Annotated in this window: 20 protein-coding genes and 1 other RNA gene; 10 read left to right on the top strand and 11 right to left on the bottom strand. The window is 40.2% G+C overall.

Annotated elements, in window-relative coordinates:
• Positions 1 to 189 precede the first annotated feature (189 nt).
• Both IGI41_RS10490 and IGI41_RS10495 read left to right on the top strand, forming a co-directional pair.
• Positions 190 to 789 (top strand): TVP38/TMEM64 family protein, encoded by a 600-nt coding sequence (locus IGI41_RS10490; protein WP_430609738.1) that lies wholly within the window; start codon positions 190 to 192, stop codon positions 787 to 789.
• A gap of 155 nt (positions 790 to 944) precedes the next feature.
• On the top strand, positions 945 to 2,747 hold the full coding sequence (locus tag IGI41_RS10495; RefSeq protein ID WP_430609739.1) for a glycerophosphoryl diester phosphodiesterase membrane domain-containing protein: 1,803 nt from the start codon (positions 945 to 947) through the stop codon (positions 2,745 to 2,747).
• A gap of 43 nt (positions 2,748 to 2,790) precedes the next feature.
• On the opposite strand, the gene IGI41_RS10500 is transcribed toward IGI41_RS10495, so the two are convergent.
• From IGI41_RS10500 to gdhA, 3 genes are all read right to left on the bottom strand, one after another.
• On the bottom strand, positions 2,791 to 3,033 hold the full coding sequence (locus IGI41_RS10500) for a hypothetical protein (protein ID WP_430609740.1): 243 nt from the start codon (positions 3,031 to 3,033) through the stop codon (positions 2,791 to 2,793).
• 351 nt (positions 3,034 to 3,384) lie between these two features.
• Positions 3,385 to 4,731: a glucose-6-phosphate isomerase gene (locus IGI41_RS10505; protein ID WP_430609741.1), complete on the bottom strand. Its 1,347-nt coding sequence runs from the start codon at positions 4,729 to 4,731 to the stop codon at positions 3,385 to 3,387.
• A gap of 102 nt (positions 4,732 to 4,833) precedes the next feature.
• Positions 4,834 to 6,183 (bottom strand): NADP-specific glutamate dehydrogenase, encoded by a 1,350-nt coding sequence (gene gdhA, locus IGI41_RS10510; RefSeq protein ID WP_430609742.1) that lies wholly within the window; start codon positions 6,181 to 6,183, stop codon positions 4,834 to 4,836.
• 160 nt (positions 6,184 to 6,343) lie between these two features.
• Between gdhA and IGI41_RS10515 the strand changes: the two genes are divergently transcribed.
• Positions 6,344 to 7,603, top strand: coding sequence for an NAD(P)/FAD-dependent oxidoreductase (locus IGI41_RS10515; RefSeq protein ID WP_430609743.1), 1,260 nt, complete (start codon positions 6,344 to 6,346; stop codon positions 7,601 to 7,603).
• A 127-nt stretch (positions 7,604 to 7,730) separates the two neighbouring features.
• On the top strand, positions 7,731 to 8,768 hold the full coding sequence (locus IGI41_RS10520; RefSeq protein WP_430609744.1) for a tagatose 1,6-diphosphate aldolase: 1,038 nt from the start codon (positions 7,731 to 7,733) through the stop codon (positions 8,766 to 8,768).
• 53 nt (positions 8,769 to 8,821) lie between these two features.
• Here IGI41_RS10520 and ybaK read toward each other — a convergent pair whose 3' ends face one another.
• From ybaK to IGI41_RS10535, 3 genes are read right to left on the bottom strand one after another with little or no spacing between them, the layout of a single operon-like run.
• Positions 8,822 to 9,307 carry a Cys-tRNA(Pro) deacylase gene (gene ybaK / locus IGI41_RS10525; protein ID WP_430609745.1) on the bottom strand — a complete coding sequence of 162 codons (486 nt, stop codon included), beginning with the start codon at positions 9,305 to 9,307 and terminating at the stop codon, positions 8,822 to 8,824.
• A gap of 18 nt (positions 9,308 to 9,325) precedes the next feature.
• Entirely contained in the window at positions 9,326 to 10,084 is a 759-nt protein-coding gene (gene aroD, locus IGI41_RS10530; protein ID WP_430609746.1) for a type I 3-dehydroquinate dehydratase, read from the bottom strand.
• Positions 10,085 to 10,089: 5 nt separating this feature from the next.
• Positions 10,090 to 11,259: a class I SAM-dependent rRNA methyltransferase gene (locus tag IGI41_RS10535; RefSeq protein ID WP_430609747.1), complete on the bottom strand. Its 1,170-nt coding sequence runs from the start codon at positions 11,257 to 11,259 to the stop codon at positions 10,090 to 10,092.
• 237 nt (positions 11,260 to 11,496) lie between these two features.
• Here IGI41_RS10535 and IGI41_RS10540 point away from each other — a divergent pair, with 237 nt between their 5' ends.
• The 3 genes from IGI41_RS10540 (at position 11,497) to IGI41_RS10550 (ending at position 14,925) form a co-directional block, all read left to right on the top strand.
• Entirely contained in the window at positions 11,497 to 13,590 is a 2,094-nt protein-coding gene (locus IGI41_RS10540; protein ID WP_430612810.1) for an LTA synthase family protein, read from the top strand.
• A gap of 145 nt (positions 13,591 to 13,735) precedes the next feature.
• On the top strand, positions 13,736 to 14,473 hold the full coding sequence (locus IGI41_RS10545; RefSeq protein WP_430609748.1) for a hypothetical protein: 738 nt from the start codon (positions 13,736 to 13,738) through the stop codon (positions 14,471 to 14,473).
• A complete protein-coding gene (locus IGI41_RS10550; protein ID WP_430609749.1) occupies positions 14,452 to 14,925 on the top strand; it encodes a hypothetical protein in 474 nt (157 codons plus the stop codon). Before IGI41_RS10545 ends, IGI41_RS10550 begins: the two co-directional genes overlap by 22 nt.
• 46 nt (positions 14,926 to 14,971) lie before the next feature.
• On the opposite strand, the gene IGI41_RS10555 is transcribed toward IGI41_RS10550, so the two are convergent.
• From IGI41_RS10555 to IGI41_RS10565, 3 genes are read right to left on the bottom strand one after another with little or no spacing between them, the layout of a single operon-like run.
• Positions 14,972 to 16,432: an ATP-binding protein gene (locus IGI41_RS10555; RefSeq protein WP_430609750.1), complete on the bottom strand. Its 1,461-nt coding sequence runs from the start codon at positions 16,430 to 16,432 to the stop codon at positions 14,972 to 14,974.
• A complete protein-coding gene (locus IGI41_RS10560) occupies positions 16,432 to 17,145 on the bottom strand; it encodes a winged helix-turn-helix domain-containing protein (protein ID WP_430609752.1) in 714 nt (237 codons plus the stop codon). Before IGI41_RS10560 ends, IGI41_RS10555 begins: the two co-directional genes overlap by 1 nt.
• A complete protein-coding gene (locus tag IGI41_RS10565; RefSeq protein WP_430609753.1) occupies positions 17,126 to 17,476 on the bottom strand; it encodes an SdpI family protein in 351 nt (116 codons plus the stop codon). Before IGI41_RS10565 ends, IGI41_RS10560 begins: the two co-directional genes overlap by 20 nt.
• A 145-nt stretch (positions 17,477 to 17,621) precedes the next feature.
• Here IGI41_RS10565 and IGI41_RS10570 point away from each other — a divergent pair, with 145 nt between their 5' ends.
• Both IGI41_RS10570 and ssrA read left to right on the top strand, forming a co-directional pair.
• A complete protein-coding gene (locus tag IGI41_RS10570) occupies positions 17,622 to 18,392 on the top strand; it encodes a Cof-type HAD-IIB family hydrolase (protein WP_430609754.1) in 771 nt (256 codons plus the stop codon).
• Between the two features lie 62 nt (positions 18,393 to 18,454).
• Positions 18,455 to 18,818, top strand: a transfer-messenger RNA (tmRNA) gene (gene ssrA, locus IGI41_RS10575).
• Between the two features lie 54 nt (positions 18,819 to 18,872).
• Here ssrA and IGI41_RS10580 read toward each other — a convergent pair.
• Complete coding sequence (locus IGI41_RS10580) at positions 18,873 to 19,862, bottom strand: choloylglycine hydrolase family protein (RefSeq protein WP_430612812.1); 990 nt, start codon at positions 19,860 to 19,862, stop codon at positions 18,873 to 18,875.
• 292 nt (positions 19,863 to 20,154) lie between these two features.
• On the opposite strand from IGI41_RS10580, the gene IGI41_RS10585 reads away from it, so the two are divergent.
• Positions 20,155 to 21,255: a mandelate racemase/muconate lactonizing enzyme family protein gene (locus tag IGI41_RS10585; protein ID WP_430609755.1), complete on the top strand. Its 1,101-nt coding sequence runs from the start codon at positions 20,155 to 20,157 to the stop codon at positions 21,253 to 21,255.
• A 44-nt stretch (positions 21,256 to 21,299) separates the two neighbouring features.
• Here the strand turns inward: IGI41_RS10585 and IGI41_RS10590 are convergent, their stop codons facing one another.
• Positions 21,300 to 22,718: a glycoside hydrolase family 1 protein gene (locus IGI41_RS10590; RefSeq protein WP_430609756.1), complete on the bottom strand. Its 1,419-nt coding sequence runs from the start codon at positions 22,716 to 22,718 to the stop codon at positions 21,300 to 21,302.
• Positions 22,719 to 22,729 lie beyond the last annotated feature (11 nt).

Consider the following 22,729-nt stretch of genomic DNA (forward strand, 5'->3'; position numbering starts at 1 on the left):
GATAAGAAATCTATCTAAATAATAATTTTTTATAATTTCAGACTTTAGTACAATGCATTCACTCCGGGTTTCTTTTATAATCATGACAGAACTTACAAAACTGTTTGATGAATGTCATTTGTTTTACTGGCTTTTTTTGTTCTCACCCATTATAGTGAAATTAATGAAACATAAAGGAGATGAAGTCCTGTGAGTATCGCAACTTCCCGTCGAATCATAAACATGATCTCAATCATTGGTTTAGGTTTATCCATCGCATTGACGATTTATTTTATCAATTTAGGTGTCTTTAAAGATATCAATGCTTTAAGAGGTTTGGTTGGAAACTCGGTGATATTGGGCCCAATCATCTTTATCTGTTTGCAAATTTTACAAGTCGTTGTTCCAATCATTCCGGGAGGCATTTCCAGTGCTGCTGGCGTTTTGATTTTTGGCCCATACATGGGTTTTGTGTATAACTATGTAGGGATTTGTATCGGCTCCGTTATCATCTTTTTACTTGGACGTCGTTACGGTAAGCCATTCATCCTCAGCATGATCAGCGACAAAACATATGATAAATATATCGGCTGGTTAGACAACCAAAGTCGATTTGAAAAACTTTTTGCTTTAGCGATTTTTCTACCTGTAGCACCAGATGACGCCCTTTGCTTAATGGCTGGATTGACCAACATTTCGGTAAAAAGATTTACCTTGATCATCCTTATAGCAAAACCAATTTCCATTTTCTTGTATAGCATGGCATTGATTTATGGTGGTACATTCTTAACAGGCTTATTGGGTGGTTGATCGATCACTCAACCCTTTTGTTGAACCAACTGTGAGGAACTATCGCAAGTACCCAAATTGATTTGGGCTTGTCGTTGGCTTTCCCTATAGTTGGTTCTTTTTTATTTGCAATTGTTATATACTTAATTACAACGACATTTGTTAGGATGAGACGCATGAAATATTTAAAAAACAGTTTGATCAACACGTGGGATTTTCTAAGATCTAGCGATGCTTATTTTCGAGATGTGTTATTGATGCACGGCGCACTTTTATTTTTGGTGATTCCTATTCTATCGGCTTCAACAAAATTTGTCTTGAAGCGTGGCGGATTTCCTTACTTGTCTTTTGACAATATTGGAAGTATCTTCACGGAACATCCAATCGTTCTTTTCTCTTTGACAGTAATCTTGCTGTTGATTTTAGTTGCAGTATTCTTTGAATTTACTTTTCTATTACTGAGTGTTTATTTTATAAAGAAACAGCAACCCATCAGTTTAAAGCAATTATTACAGATGACATTGGCCCAAATCAGGAAATTAAGGCCAATGACTTTCTTGTTTTTCCTATTTTATTTTCTATTGATATTGCCTATTGGCGGTTTAAGTTTCAATTCTGATTTATTGGCAAAAATCAAGATCCCAGCCTTTATTATGGACTTTATCTTTGCCAACCGCGTGCTAATCATTGGCGCTGTACTCGTAGTCTATGTGTTGTTAGTATATCTGGGTATCCGAGTCATTTTTGCCTTGCCGGAAATGATATTGCGGGACTTGCCGTTTCGGCAAGCAATCAAAGAAAGCTTACAGGTCACCAAACGTCGGTTCTTTGCGATCGTTGGTCAGTTTGTCTTCATTGGCGGCAGTATTCTCTTGCTTTCTTCGATAGGATTCACACTTTTGATTGCGCTGCAAGCCTTGATTGAACGCTTTTTTTCTACCTATTCATTGTACAGCGCTGTGTTTATCATGACTTTTTTACAATTTATTTTGTTGCTGAATATTATCTTATCAACAGTGGCTATTTTTTATATTATTGTCGACTTCATGGATGATGAAGGGTTTTTGCCGGCCATTCCTGCCAGCTTTCGTCAAGAACCATTGGCATCAAAGAAATTTCTAGGATTTGAAGGGTTCTTATTTACCTTTATTACCGTACTATTCGGAGTGGGTGTGAGTCTTTACAATATGAACTACCTGACTTCCGCTGCCAGCGCTCAGCCGCTGACGATTTCTCACCGTGGCGTCAGTGATGGTCAAGGGGTCCAAAATTCCCTTGAAGCATTACGCTTTACAAGTGAAACCTATCATCCTGATTATGTGGAGATGGATGTACAGCAAACCAGTGATGGTGCCTTTATTGTTTATCATGACTTTTCATTCCCACCCTTGACTGGCGCCAAGGGAAAGCCAGAACAATCCACTCTAGCCTATGCCCAGTCGTTGACTGTATCAGAAAACGGAGAAACTGCTAAGATTCCAACGTTTGATGACTATTTGGCCTTAGCAAATCAACTTGATCAAAAGCTGTTGGTTGAGATCAAAACGCAAAAAAAAGATGTGGCTGCGCTCGTAGAAAACTTTTTGGGTCAGTATCAAGAAGCGTTGCTTGCAAATGGTCATATCATGCAAAGTTTAACCTATAATGTGGTAGAAGAACTGAAGTCGCAAGTACCTGAATTGGTAACAGGCTATATCATGCCCTTCAACATTGTTGGGCCGCCAATTACCAGTGCTGACTTTTTGACAATGGAATTTAGTACCATCAATCGTAATTTCATCGCCTCGGCTAAGGCAGATGACAAAGATGTCTTTGTTTGGACACCAAATGATGCAGATGCAATCAGTCGCATGCGCTTCTATGGGGCAGATGGGATCATTACGGACCAAATGGGTATTTTGAACCAAGAAGTGCAGATCAATGCAGATGAGTTAACTTATTCAGATAAACTGCTAAACTTCGTTATCGGAGTGGGCTAAAAAAGCAAGACTGCTGATGTACAGAAATCATCAGCAGTCTTTCTTATGCCGCGTGAATCGCCGCATGGATATTCGAAAATGTTACGATCATTCGGTGGTTGCTTTCGAAGACCAAATTTTTGTCTTCTTCTTCACAAGTAGTGACAATGATCAATGCCGTATTCACATATAATTTTTCTACCACCCCAACCACTTGTTTCTTGGTACCCACGGGTTGACAACGATAGGTCTGTCCAATCTCAATCTGTTCCATATGTTCACCTCGATGATCTTTTTTCTTACTCATATAATAACAAATAAACGGCAAAATGAAAACGCTTTTTAAACAAATAAAGTATTTTTTTATATTGGCATTTGACCTAACATTTAGATGACAAATTCGTTCGCTACTTCTCACAAGGGTGTTCGTGGCTATTGGCTATTCTTGATTTATACTAAAGAAAAACCCATAAGGAAGTGAGATCATGCCAATGATTCAAACGTTCGTTATTTTGCTATTGTCCGCAGGGTTGCTTTTTGGATTAAAAGAAAATCATTGATCCTTCTTACCAACCAAGTTCATTGCTTAATAAAAAACAAAAGTCCTGTTGCCTTACACATAGATGTGTGGCAACAGGACTTTTATCCTTACTTACGCTTACAAGCGTTCATTCAATTCTTTGGCTAGATCTTCAAAACCTGGTTTGCCAAGTAAGGCAAACATGTTTTTCTTATAGGCTTCTACACCTGGTTGGTCAAATGGATTGACCCCATTCAAGTAGCCAGAAATTGCAACTGCGATTTCAAAGAAGTACATTGTATAACCTAAAGTGTACGCATCCATCGTAGGGATTTTCACCAAAAGGTTTGGTACATCACCATCTGTGTGGGCCAACAATGTCCCTTCAAATGCTTTTGTATTTACGAAATCAACTTCTTTCCCTTGCAAGTAACCTAAACCATCAAGGTCAGCTTCTTGCGTTGGAATCGTGATCGATTTACGTGGTTTTTCGACTTTAACGACTGTTTCAAAAATATTCCGGCGACCTTCTTGAATGTATTGACCAAGTGAGTGCAAATCAGTTGAGAAATTGGCACTTGAAGGGTAAATTCCTTTTTGGTCTTTTCCTTCAGATTCACCGAATAATTGTTTCCACCATTCAGAGAAGTATTGCATACCTGGTTCATAGTTGATCAACAATTCAGTCACTTTCCCTTTACGGTAAAGAATATTCCGCATAGCTGCATATTGGTATGCTTCATTTTTTTCAAGGTCATCTGTCGCATATGCATCACTCGCATCAGCAGCACCTTTCATCAAGGCATCGATATCTGCGCCTGTTGCAGCAATCGGTAATAAACCAACAGCTGTCAATACAGAGAAACGTCCGCCGATGTCATCTGGAATCACAAAAGTTTCCCAGTTTTCTGCATCTGCTTCAACTTTAACAGCACCTTTGGCTTTGTCTGTTGTTGCATAAATGCGTTTATTGGCTTCTTCTTTGCCATATTTTTCGATCAAACGTTCTTTGAAGACGCGGAATGCAATTGCAGGTTCAGTGGTTGTACCTGATTTAGAGATCACATTGACTGAAAAATCACGTTCGCCGATGATATCGATCAGATCTGCTAAGTACGTAGAAGAGATTGAATTTCCTGCAAAAAAGATTTGTGGTGCTTTGCGTTCTTCTTTACCGACTAAGTTATAGAATGAATGATTCAAGAAATCGATTGCCGCTTTGGCACCTAAATAAGAACCCCCGATCCCAATAACAACTAGCACTTCAGAGTCAGATTGGATCTTTTCTGCGGCTTTCTTGATACGCGCGAATTCGTCTTTATCGTAATTTTTAGGGAGATCGATCCAACCTAAAAAGTCGCTGCCAGCGCCTGTTCCTTCTCGTAATTGTTTGTCTGCTGCTGTGACTTGACTTTGCATGTAACCCAATTCGTATTCATTCACGAAAGGTGCTACTTTTGAATAGTCAAATTTGATGTGTGACATGATTTGTCCTCCTTGAAAAAATAGTTTTTCATACATTACCTACTTTACGTTTTTTTTCAATTTTTTTCAAGTAATTCCTAATATATCACCTGTTAGGTATTTTTAGACAAGTCCTTGGGCAAACATTGCTTTAGCAACTTTTTCAAAGCCTGCTATATTGGCACCCAACATGAAATTATTTTTTTGCTCAAATTTTTCTGCAGTATCACGGCAAGATTCGTAAATGTGTTTCATGATTTCATCTAGTTTTTCGTCTACTTCAGCCTTTTCCCATTGCAACCGTTGAGAATTCTGGCTCATTTCCAACGCAGACACTGCCACACCACCGGCATTGGCAGCTTTACCTGGACAATAGTAGATCCCCGCATCAATGAAATATTCCGCAGCTTCTAAAACGCTTGGCATATTCGCACCTTCCGACACGACTCTGATGCCATTGGCTTTTGCTCTTTTGGCTTGCGCTAAATCGATCTCATTTTGAGTGGCACAAGGAAAGGCCAATTCAGCTTCCGTTTCAAAATCCCAAACAGATGCTCCGTCGTGGTATTCCGCAGAAGGACGTGCTTTGGCATAGGCAGTTAAGCGTTCCCGTTTGACTTCTTTTATGTCTTTCAATAATGCCAAATCTATCCCATCTTTGTCATAAATAAATCCTGAAGAATCTGAGCAAGTCACAGGGATCGCGCCTAATTCTTGTAATTTCTCAATCGCATAGATTGCTACATTTCCACTACCAGAAACAATCGCTTTTTTACCAGTAAAATCTTCACCAAGGTCTTTCAAAAGATGTTTTACAAAGTAAACTGCACCATAGCCCGTTGCTTCCGTCCGATTTTTACTACCCCAAAAATCAAGTGGTTTGCCCGTCAAAACACCTGCGTCATATTGTTTTAATCGTTTGTACGCACCGAATAAATACCCGATTTCCCGACCGCCAACACCGATATCACCTGCTGGTACATCTAAATCAGGTCCGATATGTTTTGATAATTCGGTCATAAAACTTTGGCAAAAACGCATGACTTCCGCATCAGATTTTCCTTTGGGATCAAAATCACTGCCGCCTTTGCCACCACCGATGGGTAAGCCAGTCAAACTATTTTTGAAGATTTGCTCAAATGCCAAAAACTTCAAAATACTCAAGTTGACACTTGGATGGAAGCGTAAACCGCCTTTGTAAGGTCCCATGGCAGAATTGAATTGAATACGATAACCGCGGTTGACTTGCCAGTTGCCCTGATCATCTTGCCAAGGAACGCGGAATTGGATGAAGCGTTCTGGTTCAGTCAATAAGCCTAGTATATTGGATTCGATATATTCTGGATGCTCCTCTAAAAAAGGAACAATGGTCGGTAAGAATTCGTCGACTGCTTGTAGAAATTCCGTTTGATGCTGATCTTTCTCGTGGATTTTCGTTTGAATTTCTTGAACATATGCTGAAGCTTTTGTCATAGTGCATTACCTCCTTTAAGATATTCTCTATTTTATAGAAATTTTCAGAAATTGCACGCTTTTTCTTTATAATTGTCAGAATTTTTTTTCAATTCTTTTCGAAATACTTCTTCTACAGCTGCTGCACCGGATATGTTACAATGCCAAAGAGGTGAAAAAGATGAATAAAAACTACGATGTCATCGTTGTTGGCGCTGGTACCAGCGGGATGATGGCTGCCATCACGGCGGCGCAGCAAGGTGCACGCGTATTGTTGATAGAAAAAAACAAAAAAATTGGCAAAAAACTGTTACTGACTGGCGGCGGTCGTTGTAATGTCACCAATAATCGCCCCGTGGATGATTTAGTCGCGCACATTCCAGGAAATGGCAAATTTCTTTATAGTACCTTTTCACAATTCAATAACTTCGATGTCATGGCCTTCTTCAATGATTTAGGTGTTGCCTTAAAAGAAGAGGATCATGGCCGAATGTTTCCAGTCACCAATAAATCAAAAACAATCGTAGACGCTTTACTTGAGGCTATCAACGAACAACATGTCACACTAATGACCAATACAGTGGTCACCAAGCTGATTCACGATGGACAACAAATTCACGGTGTTAGAACAGAATTTGAAGAGTTTTCAGCCCCCAGCGTCATTTTAACGACGGGCGGTCGAACCTATCCATCCACCGGTTCGACGGGAGACGGCTATAAAATGGCCAAAAAAGTTGGCCATACGATCACCCCCTTATATCCCACGGAGTCGCCATTGATTTCAGAGGATGCTTTTATCCAAGAAAAAACATTGCAAGGCATCTCATTGCAAGACATTGATTTGACCGTCCTGAATGCTAAAAGAAAACCAATCGTTACCCACACTATGGATCTGCTGTTTACCCATTTCGGTGTATCTGGACCGGCAGCACTACGCTGTTCTTCCTTCGTGAATCTTGCGTTGAAAGACGGACCCGTCTCCGTGGTGATCGACTGCTATCCGCAGCACTCTATTGAAGCATTGGCAACCGACCTTCAACAAGCTGCTCAATCGAAGAAGCAGTTGAACAATGCATTAAGCGGATTCCTGCCCGAACGATTCATGACCTTTTTGATAGAACGACTCGGCATGAACGACCTGATTGCTGAAAAAACTTCCTTTGAAGATTTGACCGCACTAGCAACTTTGATGAAAGGCTTTGAAATCAATATTGTTCGAACTTTCCCTATCGAAAAATCATTTGTTACCGGTGGCGGTATCCATTTGAAAGAAATCAATCCGAAAACAATGGAAAGCAAAAAAATCAATGGTCTTTATTTTGCTGGCGAATTGATCGATATCAATGGCTATACTGGCGGCTTCAATATTACAGCGGCCTTTTGTACGGGGCATGTTTCCGGCAAGCATGCAGCTGAAACAGCCAGTTATTTTTCTTACTAGATTGCTTTTTTTGATCGCAGCTCCTTTTATGAGTCAGTTCATTGAACTGGCTCTTTTTGCTTATTAGTTGGTGTTTTTGGTCAGAAGGCGTACACTAAAACTATCTAAATAAGGGAGTGAATCTGTCATGAAACGAATATCCAGAGGGAAATTTGAAAAAATGCAAAAATTAGCGAACGATGATGGCGTAATTGCTGCATTAGCGATTGATCAAAGAGGTTCAATGAAAAAAATGATGAAGGCTGCTACCGGCCCTGATAACTTTACAATGGATCATATTTACGAATTTAAAAAATTGGTTTCTCAAGAATTGACGAAGTACGTCAGTGGGATCCTATTGGATGAGGAATACGGATTCTTAGGGATCGAAGCCAAAAATCCGCAAGCAGGTTTGATTTTGTCCTATGAAAAAACAGGCTATGATGTTCACACACCTGGCAGACTACCAGAAATTTTACCGAATGAATCTTTACAGCGTCTTGTCAAAAAAGGTGCAGATGCAGCGAAAGTATTGGTCTATTATAATCCTGATGAGTCACAAGAAATTTTGGATATCAAACATGCTTTCCTCGAACGTTTAGGTACTGAAGCACAAGCAGCCGATATTCCATTATTCGTCGAACCTATCGTTTACGATGATGAAATCACCGATGCATTATCTCCAGCATTTGCCAAAATCAAGCCTAGCAAGGTTATCCGTACGATTCAAGAATTGACCAAAGATCAATACCATATCGATATTTTGAAAGTTGAAGTACCGGTGCAATTCAATTTAGTGGAAGGATTTCAAAAAGATGGTTTAGCGGCTGTTTATACGCAAGAAGAAGCGGCGAACTATTTTAAAGAAGCCAGTGAAGCAGCCACACGGCCGTTCATCTACTTGAGTGCAGGTGTACCAGCAAATGTCTTTCGTGATGAATTGATTTTTGCTGGACAACATGGTGCTAAATTCTCAGGTATTTTAGGGGGTCGGGCGACTTGGCGAGACAGTGTCGACATCTATGGCAAACAAGGTGCTGACGCTTTAGTTCAGTGGTTAGATACCCAAGGCAAAGAAAATGTGGAGGAATTGAACGCTATCTTGAAGCAATACGCCACACCTTGGTATGAGTGCTATGGTGGTTTAGACAATATTGAAGTTTTTGATCTTGATGTGATGGCATAACCGAATCACTTTCAAAAGGCGCAAAACAAGTAAACTTGTTTTGCGCCTTTTGCTTATTCTGCTGCCAAAATATCAACAAATTTTCCCTTTGTCAAAAGTAAAAGATCCTCCGGTGCAAGCCCCATCTGCAAGCCACGTTTGCCTGCTGACACAATGATCTCCTTTAGGTCTTGGGCACCTGTATCAATAAATGTCGGAAATAATTTCTTCATCCCGATTGGTGAACAGCCGCCTCGTATATACCCGGTGGTTTCTTCCAAATCTTTAACATGAAGCATCTCCACTTTTTTGTTTTGACTGACTTTCGCGATTTTCTTTAAATCTAACGCCGCATGCCCTGGAATGACCGCCACCAAAGGGCCTGTCTTGTTGCCAACTGCAACCAATGTTTTGTATATTGCTTGCGGATCATCCATTTGTTCTGCCACTGTTGCAGCATCTAAATGGTCTTCAGACCAAGCGTAGGCATACTCTTGGTACTTGATTTTGCGTTGCTCCACCAACCGAATCGCATTGGTCTTTTGCATTTTTTTTGCCATGTTATCCCTCTTTTGTATCTATGATTCTGGTTTTATCTCGAATTCATCCAAGTATCGTTGCATTTGCTCCACCGGTATTTGACCAGGAGCGGATGCTTCACTTAATGAAGCAAAGGTAAAAACTGACCCTGTCAATGAGCCGCTGACACGACTGATTTTGCCTAAATCACCCATCGACATAACGGCTAAAGGCAATTGATTAAAGCCGCGGGCTTTCGTGATGATACCCATTAAGCGCAGTACATCTTGCATTTGATTTGGCATCATTGCCAATTTACCAATATCTGCACCAAACTGATTCATGATCCCGATACGTAAAATCAAGACCGCATCTTCTGGTGTTCGCTCAAAATCGTGATTGCTTAAAATCAATTTGACCTTTGCTGATTTGATGTTATGAATAAATTCACGTCCTAGAAATTCCGCTTTCTCTAATTCGATATCGATCCAATCGATCAATCCCGATTCAGCTGCCGCCATGCAGAGTATTTTGTATTGGGTCAGTGTCAATGGTCGCTGACCGCCTTCTTCAAGCGTACGAAAAGTAAACAGCAGCTTTTTTGATTTCAGCGTCGTTCTGATGTGTGATAAAACATCTAAGACAGCTTGCACGTCTTCGACATGTTTGTAATGGTCAGCCCGCCATTCGATAACGTCGGCATCAGAATCTTGTGCAGCCAATGCCTGTTTGATGATTTCTTCATTGGTTTTGCCAATCAATGATACACATATCAATGGACGTTCCCCATTATTGATTGTCGGAATTTCTTTTGCCATCATATTCACTCCCTATGGATTTGATAGAAGAACACTTTCAAATAATTTCCTTCATTGAAATGACGATCGACTGCAAAATCAGCTGGCAAGCGATACGTATGCAAACATGCAAAGGAAACTTGCGCTGCATGTAATGCATCTTCAATCAGCTCTTGAAATTTGCCGATCGGTAAATTGGCCGCATTTGTGGAGGCAATCAAAAGTCCATCATCTGCTAAAATCTCTAAGCTATCTGTCACCAGTTCGCCATAATTTTTCGCCACCGAAAAAACTTTCTTTTTGTTACGGGCAAAACTTGGTGGATCTAATACAATGGCATCAAAGCGTAAGTTCTTTTTCTTGGCATATTGAAAATAGCCAAAGACATCCATCACGTGGATTTTTTGCGTTTCTGGATCAATGCCATTGACACTAAATTGTTCCCGTGTTTTTTCTAAACTGCGTTTGGCTAAATCGACACTGGTTGTTTGACTTGCGCCTCCCATGGCAGCGGCAACGGAAAAAGCCCCAGTATAACTAAACATATTCAATAATGTTTTGCCGCTGACTAAGCCTTCTACAAGTTGCCCCCGGACTTCTTTTTGATCCAAAAAGATGCCCGTCATCAATCCTTCATTCAAATAAGTGGCATAAGTGATCCCGTTCTCCAATACTAACAATGGTTCTGGTGCTTCTTGTCCATACAGCCATTGCGACTCAGGCAAATCTGCTGCAAAGCGGATTTTTTCATAAGCCCCAATGATTTCTGGAAAAATTGATTGAAAGGCTGTGACGATCTCGGACTTATGCTGATAGAGGGTATCGTTGTACCATGAAAATACCGCGTACGTTGCATAAAGATCAATCGTCAATCCGCCGACCTGATCGCCTTCGCTGTTAAACACACGAAATGCAGTGGTCGTTTCATCTTGATAGTAATGGTTGCGTTTGCCTTTGGCTTTGGCGAAGCGCTGTTCAAAGAAGGACTGATCGATGCTGGTCTCTTCAAAGGATAACACCCACCCTATCCCTTTGTTTTGTACGCCTAAATAACCTACCCCCATCACGTTTTGCTGCGGGTCCAAAAATTTGACCCATTGATTGGTTGTTTTGACTTGTTGCAGATCCTCACTTTGGATCAATGGATGACGTTTGCGAAACTTCGCCACACCTTTTTTCGTTAAATATATATTCATCTTGATCGGCTCCATTCATTCTTCCTTCAAGTATAGCAAAAAGCCGTTTCTTTGTCTGTATTCTTGAAAGTAAAGAAATACTTAATTCGGCTTGAGGTCAATGAATAGATTTGACACCTGAAACGCTGGCTAGTAAAATGTAGGGTGATGTAAAATCGATAACTATTCGTTTATACAGGAAAAGAGAGGACGATTCCTTTGAAAAAAAATAAAGTATCCACAATCGTGAATACACGAATGGGCTTTTTCTTCTTATTGGCCCTATTATTTTGGTTAAAAAATATTTTTGCTTATCTGGTGGATTTTCACCTTGGAATTGAAAGTGCGGTACAGTATTTCATTCTATTCATCAACCCGATAGCGACAACTTTACTTCTATTGTCGATCGCTTTGTATGTCAGGAGAACGAAAGCCGCCTATATCACGATGATCTTGATTTACTTCTTGATGACACTGCTGCTATTTTCCAATGTGTCTTACTATCGTGAATTTACCGATTTTATCACCATCAACACGATGTTAGGTGCGGGTAAAGTGGCTAGTGGGTTAGGCGAAAGTGCCATTCGGTTGTTTAGACCTTATGATGTCTTGTACTTTATCGACTTTATCATTTTGATTGCTGCCTTGGTCATGAAAAAGATCAAAATGGATACACGGCCTGTTCGGGCTCGGATGGCATTTGCTATGTCGACACTGGCAGTGATGGTCTTTTCTGCCAATCTATTTATGGCAGAAGCCGATCGTCCAGAATTATTGACGCGGACATTTTCTCGTGATTACTTAGTCAAGTATTTGGGCATCAATGCTTTTACCGTTTATGACGGGGTACAAACTTATCAAGCTTCGCAAGTACGGGCAGAAGCAAGTCCCAACGACATGAATGAAGTGGAAAGCTATGTCAAATCACATTACGCTGAACCGAATGATGATTTATTCGGTATCGCAAAAGGCAAAAATGTTATCTATATCCATTTAGAAAGTACCCAGCAATTTCTGATCGATTACAAATTAAAAGATGAAAATGGCGTAGAACATGAGGTAATGCCATTCATCAACAGTTTATATCACAGTGATAGTACTTTTAGTTTTGATAATTTCTTCCACCAAGTCAAAGCTGGGAAAACCAGTGATGCCGAAACATTATTCGAAAATTCATTATTTGGATTGAATCAAGGTGCATTATTCACCCAACTTGGCGGCAAAAACACCTTTGAAGCAGCGCCTGATATTTTAGGTCAAACTGAAGGCTATACAAGCGCCGTTTTCCACGGTAATACGGGTACTTTCTGGAATCGGAATGAAACCTATAAACGTTTTGGTTATGACTACTTCTTCGATGCGTCATATTATGATGTCACGGATGAAAATTCATTCCAATACGGATTACATGACAAACCATTCTTTGAACAGTCAGCACAGTATTTAGAGCATTTGCAACAACCGTTTTATGCCAAATTCTTAGCCGTATCGAACCACTACCCATATTCAGAGTTTACCAATGATGAAGGTGGGTTCCCACTAGCTACGACTTCTGATGAAACAATCAATGGCTACTTTGCCACTGCCAATTACTTAGACAAAGCCGTTGAAGAATTTTTCAACTATTTGAAAGAAAGTGGCTTATACGATAATTCAGTGATCGTTCTTTACGGTGACCATTATGGTATTTCAAATTCACGGAATAAAAATTTGGCGGAACTGCTGGGTAAATCAAGTGCCAGCTGGTCAAATTATGACAATGCGGCCTTGCAACGTGTGCCTTATATGATCCATATTCCTGGCCAAACCAATGGCGGTATCAATCATACCTATGGTGGTCAAGTCGATGCATTGCCAACACTGCTTCACTTATTGGGTGTCGATACGTCTAATTATATTCAATTAGGACAAGACTTATTCTCAGATGAGAACGAACAACTGGTGGCATTTAGAGATGGTGATTTTGTGACACCTGAATATACTTATTATGGCGGCACATTATACAGTAACAGTACAGGAATGCCGATCACCAATCCTTCTGATGCATTGCAGCAGCAAGTCGATGATTGGAAAGCCAAAGTCGACAAACAATTATCTGTCTCTGATCAGATCAACAATGGCGACTTGCTACGATTCTATGCTAAAAGCGGGTTGACAGAGGTCGATCCAGACAGCTATAACTACAAAGACGGCTTGCAGCAAATGCTAGACACCGAATCAAGTTTAGGAGATAAATCAACCAGCGTGTTCTCCCAAAACGGTGGCAAGTCAACTGTGGACCTCTACCAATCAAAAACCTATAAAGAATATGAAGAACAGATCCAGCAGGACAATAGTCAATCAAAAGACTAAGTACCTCTTCACCCACCAAGAATTGATTGGTGGGTGTTTTTTTGTGTAGAGCAAGATGTCCTGTTGTTTTCTTTTTTTTACTATAAGAACTTCATACTTTATTCAAACTCCCATTTTATACTATATGTAGGGTGAGGTGAATGAAATGAGAACCGTGAAATTTGCAATAGCTAGTCTGTTTTATCATAAAAAAGCGATGACGCTTTATACACTTGTCTCTTTTTTTGCGATGCTCGGTTTGATCGTTACCTTTGCATTGATTTATTCTTTGGATCAAGTCCTTGCTCAAACCAAAGAGCTATTGTTTACAGATGATCTGCAAACGAAAGTGGCCAATGAATTACAACCGATCACGACACTTTATCACCAATTGTTCTATTTGATTTTTGGGGCCTATCTACTTGTGATCTCAGGTTTTCAGTTTTATTACCAATTACATAAGCGCAAAGAATATACCGCTTGGCTGACAACTGGTTCTTCTACCCGTCAATGGGTAGGGATGCAACTAGTTGAAATGTGGGTACCATTAGTGATTGCAGCTATTGCTGCCTTTTCATTACTGATGCTCTTTCAACCTTATTTTCAACAAGAACTCTTAAGCGGTCACATCTTTGCATTAGACCGAGAAAATACATCCGCACATATTTGGCAGAATATTCAAAGTGCACAAAACGAGGAATTTGGTATCACGATCCCTCAAAACAATCAAGTGTTTGTCCAAAATGTTGAGCTGAACAGTACCGCTTGGTTATCGATCATGTTTCAAAGTACCCGCCAAGCAATCTTTTCTTTGATTGCCACAGTGACTAGTGTCACCTGCTTAATGGTCTGCGGACATTGTTTGTATTGGAGGAAAAAGCAATGGAAAAACCAACTCAATTGATGCATCCTTCTGGCCTGTATTTTGTCTTAGAGGAGAATCATCAGTTATTATCTGATTTAGCGCTTTACATTACGCAGCAGCAAGCTGCATTGATCAAGCCGCATTGGTCGTCCGTTCCTTTTTTATCTTTAAAGGACAACTTGGCTTTGGCCGCAAAAAAGAATACCACTATGGAAGATGTGCTTCCGTTTTTGCGTTTAGATCCTTCGATTGCTAAGAAAGAGCGCGAGACATTGTCTAGATTGGAAGAGCTTCAGATCCAAATTTTGCAAGCACTCTTGTTAGAAAAAAAGATCTTAGTGATGGAACAAGTCCTTGATAATTTGTCTACGAGCGAGATCCAACTATTGCTGCCTATGTGTCAAGAATTAGCCAAACGTTTTGATTTGTGCATTTTCTTGATTCACGAAGACCAACGCTTTGCCCATACACATTATATGAAAACATTGTAGTATACACCCAAAAGACGCTGCCTTTTTAATAGGCAGCGTCTTTTGCTTATGATTCATCTAACTCTACATCCGGAAATGAAATTCTAAAAGTAGTTCCTTGCCCCAGCTCGCTTTCAACAGCGATTTTTCCTTTGTGCAAACGTACCAATTGTTCGACGATCGATAATCCTAAACCAGATTCACCGAATTGACGATTTTTCCGAGATGGATCGACTTTATAGTAACGATCCCAAATATTTTTGACTTGTTCTTCAGACATTCCGATACCTGTATCACTGATTTCAATGATTGTTTCCAAATATCCTTTCTCAATCCGTACATGGATCTCGCCATCTTCTGTAAACTGGATAGCATTTTGTAAGATATTGACCATCACTTGTACAAAACGGTCATAGTCAGCATAAACATCGATCGCCTCTTTTGTGTCCAAGATCAATGCGTCTCTAGCCACCTCTGCTTTACTTTCTAGCTGAGTCAAAAGATTTTCGATGGTTGCTGTTGCATTGAATTTTTTGATGACCATAGAAATTTGATTGGTCCTGATTTTTTCGTAATCCAAATTTTCATTGACTAAGCGAATCAGCCGGTTGGTTTCATTTTTCATCAGGCGAATCGCATTGTCTCTTTGGTTTTCTGGAATCGCATGGTATTCCAACCCTTCCAACAAACCATTGATAGTCGTTAAAGGTGTCCGCATTTCGTGGGAAGCATCTGCCATAAATTGACGACGACGCTCTTCTTGACGTTCTATTTCTTCCTGCGACTCTTTCAAAGAATGAGACATGGTATTGAAGTCTTCGGCTAATTCATCAAATTCATCTCGATTGTGTACGGGTAGTTCAATATCAAAGTTCCCATTAGTGATTTCTTTCGTAGCACGTTTCATGCGATTGATCCGCCTTACCTGGAATGTTGCAAATAGATAACTGATCAATAAAGATACAATAATTGAAATCACGAATACTTTGAATAAGTTCTGGTTAAACGCACTAACCAAATTCAAAATACTACTTGCAGACTGCGAGACGACCATCACACCGTAAAATTCCGTACGATTGATAGAAAATGGAATCAAGACATATGACGTAAGCTCTTTTTCTCCAGAAAGATTTACATTTGCAGTCATTTGCAAGCGAGCACCACTTTTTAATGACGCCCAATCGCTCTCAGAAATCGTAAAATCAACATCTTCTGAGGCATTCAATGGATAGAGTACTTCATCTGGATTTTTGAAAAAGGCAAATGAAATATCTTGGTTGCTCAATATATTTTCTGCTAATTGGAGTGAATATTGCAAGTAACCATCTCGCGTCAAGTTTTGTTGTAAATACTCGGAATCACTGATTTGTGAAATTTTGGCTACCGAAGAAGCGTACCCCATCAGCTGTTCATAATTACGTTCCTGCAATGTTTGTCTGGTCATTTGTGTGAAAGCTACGCCTATCGTCATCAAAATAACCAGGATCACAACAAAGAATGCGACCAATTGCTGGTACAAATAACGCATTAGGCAACACCTGCATCATCAAATTTGTATCCTACGCCCCAAACAGTTTGAATGATTTGCGGACCTACTTTTTCTATTTTTTGTCGTAATTTTTTGATATGGGCATCAACCGTACGCTCATCCCCAAAGTATTGATAATCCCAAACCAATTCCAATAATTGTTCGCGAGAAAAGACTTGCCTTGGTTTTTTGGCCAGAGTATATAACAAATCAAATTCTTTGGGTGTCAATCCTTCAATCGCAACGTCATTTAAGTATGCTTCTCGTGTTTTTGTATTCATCTTGAAGTGATCTGTCACTACGTCAAATTTGTTGTCTGACGGTTCGGATATGGTTTTCTCCACCATTTCACTTCGTCGATGCAATGCTTTGATTCGTGCAATCAATGTCAATGGACTGAAGGGTTTTGTCACATAGTCATCCGCCCCCATCTCTAGTCCAATGACTTGATCACTTTCGGAATCACGTGCTGTTAGCATAATGATCGGCACCGTACTTGAGACTTTCCGTACTTCTCTTGCCACCATCATGCCATCCATTGACGGCAAGTTTAAATCTAATGTGATCATATCCCATTTATCGGGATCCGCTGTAAACGCATCTAAGCCTTCTTTTCCATCATATTTGAAGGTTGCTTCCCAGCCTTCATTCAAGAAAAACATTTGCATCATTTCCGACACAGACTCATTGTCTTCAATCATTAATATATTCATCATCTTCACCTCTATGTTCTTTATCAAAACGTTGTAATCTTTCTTCGATCAATCCAAATATAGGCACGATAAACCAAGGGATCGCAATCATTTCCAATAGGAAAAAATTGGTCCATTCATGCCATTTCAATACGCCGCCAATAACAGTCATCAACACGCCAAATAAGATAAAATAGCGACTGCTGACTTTTTGGGCGTAGCGCCAATACGTATCATTTTGTTTCGCAAGATATGAGCGATAACCGTAAATAAAATTGATTTTTTTTGATGGAAAGATGAAAAAAATCAACCCGATCAATAAAAAAATCATACCAATCACTAAAAAAATCATTCTTTCACTCCATTCTTACTTTAGTATACTCGAAAATGGCGTATCTACCAACAACTTCACGATTTATTCACAAAGGTTTGCCTTTTTTTCAATCTTTGGTAAGATTGTGAGTAGACCATGAAAACGATGATTAGGAGCAATAAAAATGACCTATAAAGCACTTACTTTTTTTGACTTAGATGGCACCCTTTTGGATGAACATGCGCAAATCACTTCTGAAATTGCTGAAGCGATGGCTGCATTACGTAAAAATGATGTCTTGCCGATCATTGCCACCGGCAGAACAGAGCCAGAAGTCCTTGCGATCCGCGAAGCGGCTGGTATTACATCGAATATTGTGATGAATGGCGCTTTTATTCGCATTGATGGCAAAGAGGTCTACTCTGATACACTATCCAGCGACCTTTGCCGCAGAATGTATGCAGCAGCAAAAGAAAACGGCGATGAATTATGTTACTACAATGAACGTGGCTATCGTGCAACTGGCTATACTGAGGAAATGATTGGTGCGTATAATTATGTACGGAGCCCATTACCAGAAATCGATCCCTTCTATTTTGAAAACGACCGAGTCAATATGCTTTTGGTTTTAGGTGTGGGCAATGATGCCTACTACAGTGATCGTTTTCCTGAACTGACCTTTTATCGAAATACACCATTTTCGATCGATGTTGTCAAAAAAGGGACTTCCAAAGGGACTGGCATTCAAACATTACTGCAACTGCTTGGACTGGACAATCTACCGACTTATGGCTTTGGTGATGGCAGCAACGACATTGCCTTATTAGAAGCCTGTGACCATAAGATCGCGATGGGCAATGGAATTCAAGAATTGAAAGAATTGGCTGATTTTGTTACTTTAAAAAATACGGAAGGCGGTATCGTTCACGCCTTAAAACATTTTGATTTGATCTGATTATTTGCAATGCTGCCAATCTATGTTATACTAATGGTTGGTAGCGATACCCCTTTTATCAAGGGGATGTTACGGATTCGACAGGCATAGTTGAGCCTGAATTGCGCTTCGTAGGTTACGTCTACGTTAAAACGTTACAGTTAAATATAACTGCTAAAAACGAAAACTCTTACGCTTTAGCTGCCTAAAAACAGTTAGCGTAGATCCTCTCGGCATCGCCCATGTGCTCGAGTAAGGGTCCTATTCTAAGTGGGATACGGTTGATCTTTCCGTCTGGAAGGTCAAACAGAGATCATCAGACTAGCAATACAGACTGCCTGTCACTCGGCAAGCTGTAACGCGAACCTTTAAATGAGTGGACTATGAGCGTAGATTTTTAGGTAGCAATGTGTTTGGACGCGGGTTCGACTCCCGCCATCTCCATAATTTTTAAAGCTGAGTAAAAGATGAATGTCCATCTTTCCTCAGCTTTTTTGATGCTCATTGACCAATCTGTACGCTTTTTGGCTTAAACTGGCTATCTATCTCAAATGTGTGCGGTTTTTTCAGCTGCAGCAACGCTTCATCCAAACTGATTAAATACACATCTTGAGTTTCATATGGGTTAAAATAATATGCACAATTTGTTAAATCGAAAACTGCTCGATATTGCGTGTACTCCGATTCCCCCGTTGGTTCAAGCATGACACCTTTGGGAATCGTTACATTGTTCAACAGATGAAAGAGGGAATTGATCACTTCAGAAACAGTTTGTCCAACCTCGACAAACTGTTTATTGTATACAGTACGAACAAATCGTTCAGGAGAAGTCCATCCTCCTGGCAGGATGGAACTGCCATTGCCCAGTCCAAAAGGGTTCACTTCAAAACCATTTACCTTTTTTGATCCAACTTGCGCTGGACTGGCAGATAAATAGTTGCTAAGGTTTTTTAGATGCCACGCAAAATCTGGACTATTTGTCATTACACCTACTGGATTATCTTTTACTTCAATAAACCCACGATTTGTTTCCACCACAACGCATTCTCCAGAAGGATCTGTAACAATAAAATGTAAGGGAAGGGTTATGCCTAACAATGATAGTTCTGACTGAACTAAATTTACTGATGAAATTTTATGACGCAAGTCAGGGATACTTTCCACATGTCCAAGTATCCACATAATGAATTCATGTGGTGCAAGGTTCAGCTGACCCTTCTCTAAATGTTCACTATAAACAGCTTCATTGGCAAAATAAAGTTCAGCTACTGCTAATCCCTTCTCATTCACACCATCTATGAAAACATATTCTTCCATTTGTTTACCCGTTCCCACAAACCCGAACGTCGTTGTTAAGCTGCCGCCTAACTGCAACTGCCATTCATAATCGCTTGGTATAAAAATGGGCTTTCCTTCTAACAAAAAAGCAAAGTCCATCGTCCGCGCAAAAAATGTATGTTCAAGCGCCTTTAAAGTTAAGCTTGTACACATTTTCAACAACCCCCTTTTCCTTCATCATATCGTTCTCTTTAGATAAGCACAAATAATTGAGCAAAGCAAACATAGTGACGTCAGCCAACGATTCAACCTATGAAGCAATACCAAAGAGTAAGAACCATTCTCTGAGGTTTGGGCGTATGATGTACTCTACAAGGAAAAGTCATCTATTAGTCATTCACGGATAGGATGATTCCTATATAATAAAAAAATCAACTTGAAATCGCTTTATCGACATGCTATGATAAAAAATGCACACGTTAACATAATTATAAGGAGGCCCTTTATGTCAATTATTACTGAAGTAAAAACGAGTTATTACCGCATCCCCTTACCCGAAATAATGGAAGATGCCAAACATGGTTTGCACACGCACTTCGAAGTACCCATTGTAAAAATCCAAACAGATGATGGTAGAGAAGGTGTTGGCTATACCTATACAGGTGGATTTGGCGGTGAATCCATTGCCAAATTAATTGATAAAGAATTAAAACATATCTTAATGGGGAAAGATCCGGCTTGTGTCGAAGCCCTATGGGAGCAAATGAATTGGGGTATCCACTATGTAGCACGGGGAGGCTTGGCTAGTTTTGCTATTGCTGCTTGTGACATTGCATTATGGGATCTTCGTGGGCAAAAAGCCCAAGAACCTTTATACAAACTATTGGGCGGCACCAGTAATAAAGTAAAATGCTATGGTGGTGCAATCGATTTAAATTTCCCACTAGAGAAACTTTTAGCCAATAATCAAAAGTATTTAGATATGGGCTTGCGGGCAGTCAAAATCAAACTTGGTCAAAAGACTTTGGCAGAAGATATTGAACGGATCAAAGCGGTGCGGGAATTGATTGGACCTGATGTCACATTTATGGTGGATGCCAATATGAGCTGGTCGGTCGAAAAAGCGATCAAAGCAGCGAAGCTGATGGCACCTTATGATATTCTCTTCTTAGAAGAACCTACGATTCCAGAAGATTATGAAGGCTATGGTCGTATCGCGCGGGAAGGACAAATTGCCGTAGCTGGCGGTGAAAATTTAAGGACACCGATTGAATTTGCCCATATGATCAAATATGGCGCCGTGGACTTTCCACAACCAGATGCCTCCAATTGCGGCGGTATTACCGGTTGGTTAAAAGTCGCAGCCTTGGCCCAAGTCAACAATTTATCGGTTTCGACCCATGGCATGCAAGAATTACATGTCAGTTTGCTAGCCGCTATGCCAAATGCGGGTTATTTAGAAATGCATAGTTTCCCGATCGATCAATACACGACTCGTCCGCTAGTTATTGATCAAACAGACGGCATGGCTGTTGCGCCAGAAATTGCCGGAACAGGTGTTGTATTCGACTGGGAAAAACTAGCGCCTCATCTTCAATCATTTTAATAAAAAAGAAGCAGAACATCCACTTATGGATGTTCTGCTTCTTTTTATTTGATCAAAGCGTCTTCTTCAAAGGTCAACACACGCTCATCGATCAATGAACGGTACCAACCTGCAGATTTCTTCAGTGAGCGGGTGCGGGCTTGATTCAACTCGATTCTCACAAGTCCATAACGGTTTTTGAATGCATTCATCGGCGAAACGCAATCTGTAAAGGCCCACAACATATACCCTTCACATTTTGCTCCGGCTTCCACTGCTTTCAATAACCAATAAAGGTGTTCACTGATAAATGCAATCCGATAATCATCCTGCACTTGCCCATTCTCATCCATATACTGCTCTTCTTCTTCACGCCCCATGCCGTTTTCGGTGATCAGCCATGGGATGTCTCCGTAATTTTCCTTCAGATAGTTTGCCATATCTAACATAATTTGCGGATAGATTTCCCAACCACGAGAATTGTTCATTCGCTTTCCGGGCAAATCAAAGGTTTCATAGAACATTTCTGGGTGAAAAGGTGTCTCTTCATGCCATTGATATCTCGGCGCTTTTACTCGTTTCGGATAATATTGATTGATGCCTAAAAAATCAACAGTATTGTTTTTGATTGTCAGCAAATCTTCTTCTGTTGGGTCAAAATAAATACCATGTGCTTGGCAAATATCGATCAATTCATCTGGATACATGCCTTTGACCATTGGATCAAAAAAGATACGGTTAAAAAACAAATCATACATATCTTTGGCTTTTTGATCTGCCTTCGATGAGGAACGGGCATAGACCATTTCCGGATTCAATACACAACCGATCCGTCCTGGATAATGATTCTGGTGATAGACTGCCACAGCTTGTGCTGTAGCTAAGGCTTTGTGGTAATTCCACAACATCCATTTTTTCGTATTTTGCTCATGAGGCCAGCGAATTGCATCTAAGTAGCAACGGGTTTGAACCACGATGGGCTCATTGAAAGTGAACCAATGTTTGACACGATCACCGTAGCGTTCAAACGCGATCGCTGCATACCCGGTATATAAATCAACTACTTTTCGAGAACTCCAGCCATCATATTTTTCCATTAAATATGCGGGTACTTCATAGTGTTCTAAACATAACATTGGCTCAACACCAGCCGCAATCAAATCATCGATCACTTGATCGATATGTGCCGCATAATCTTCATCGACAATCAATTGCTCATAATCTGTAAAAAAACGTGCCCAGTTGATGGATGTGCGATAATGGGTCAAGTGGACATCTTTCATTCGTGCAATATCTTCAGGAAATTGTTCCATAAAGTTGGTGGCTACCGCAGGTCCATAACCATTGTGCCAAACAAAACGTTCTTCTTTGTACCAACGATCCAAAAATGAATCTTGTCCTTCTTTTTTTCCTTGCCAACCTTCCGTTTGCCAAGCAGATGATGCGGCGCCCAGAATAAAATCTTTCGGTATCTTCATATTCATCTATAACTCCT

It is taken from the genome of Enterococcus sp. DIV0876 (assembly GCF_050529585.1).
Taxonomy (GTDB): domain Bacteria; phylum Bacillota; class Bacilli; order Lactobacillales; family Enterococcaceae; genus Enterococcus_D.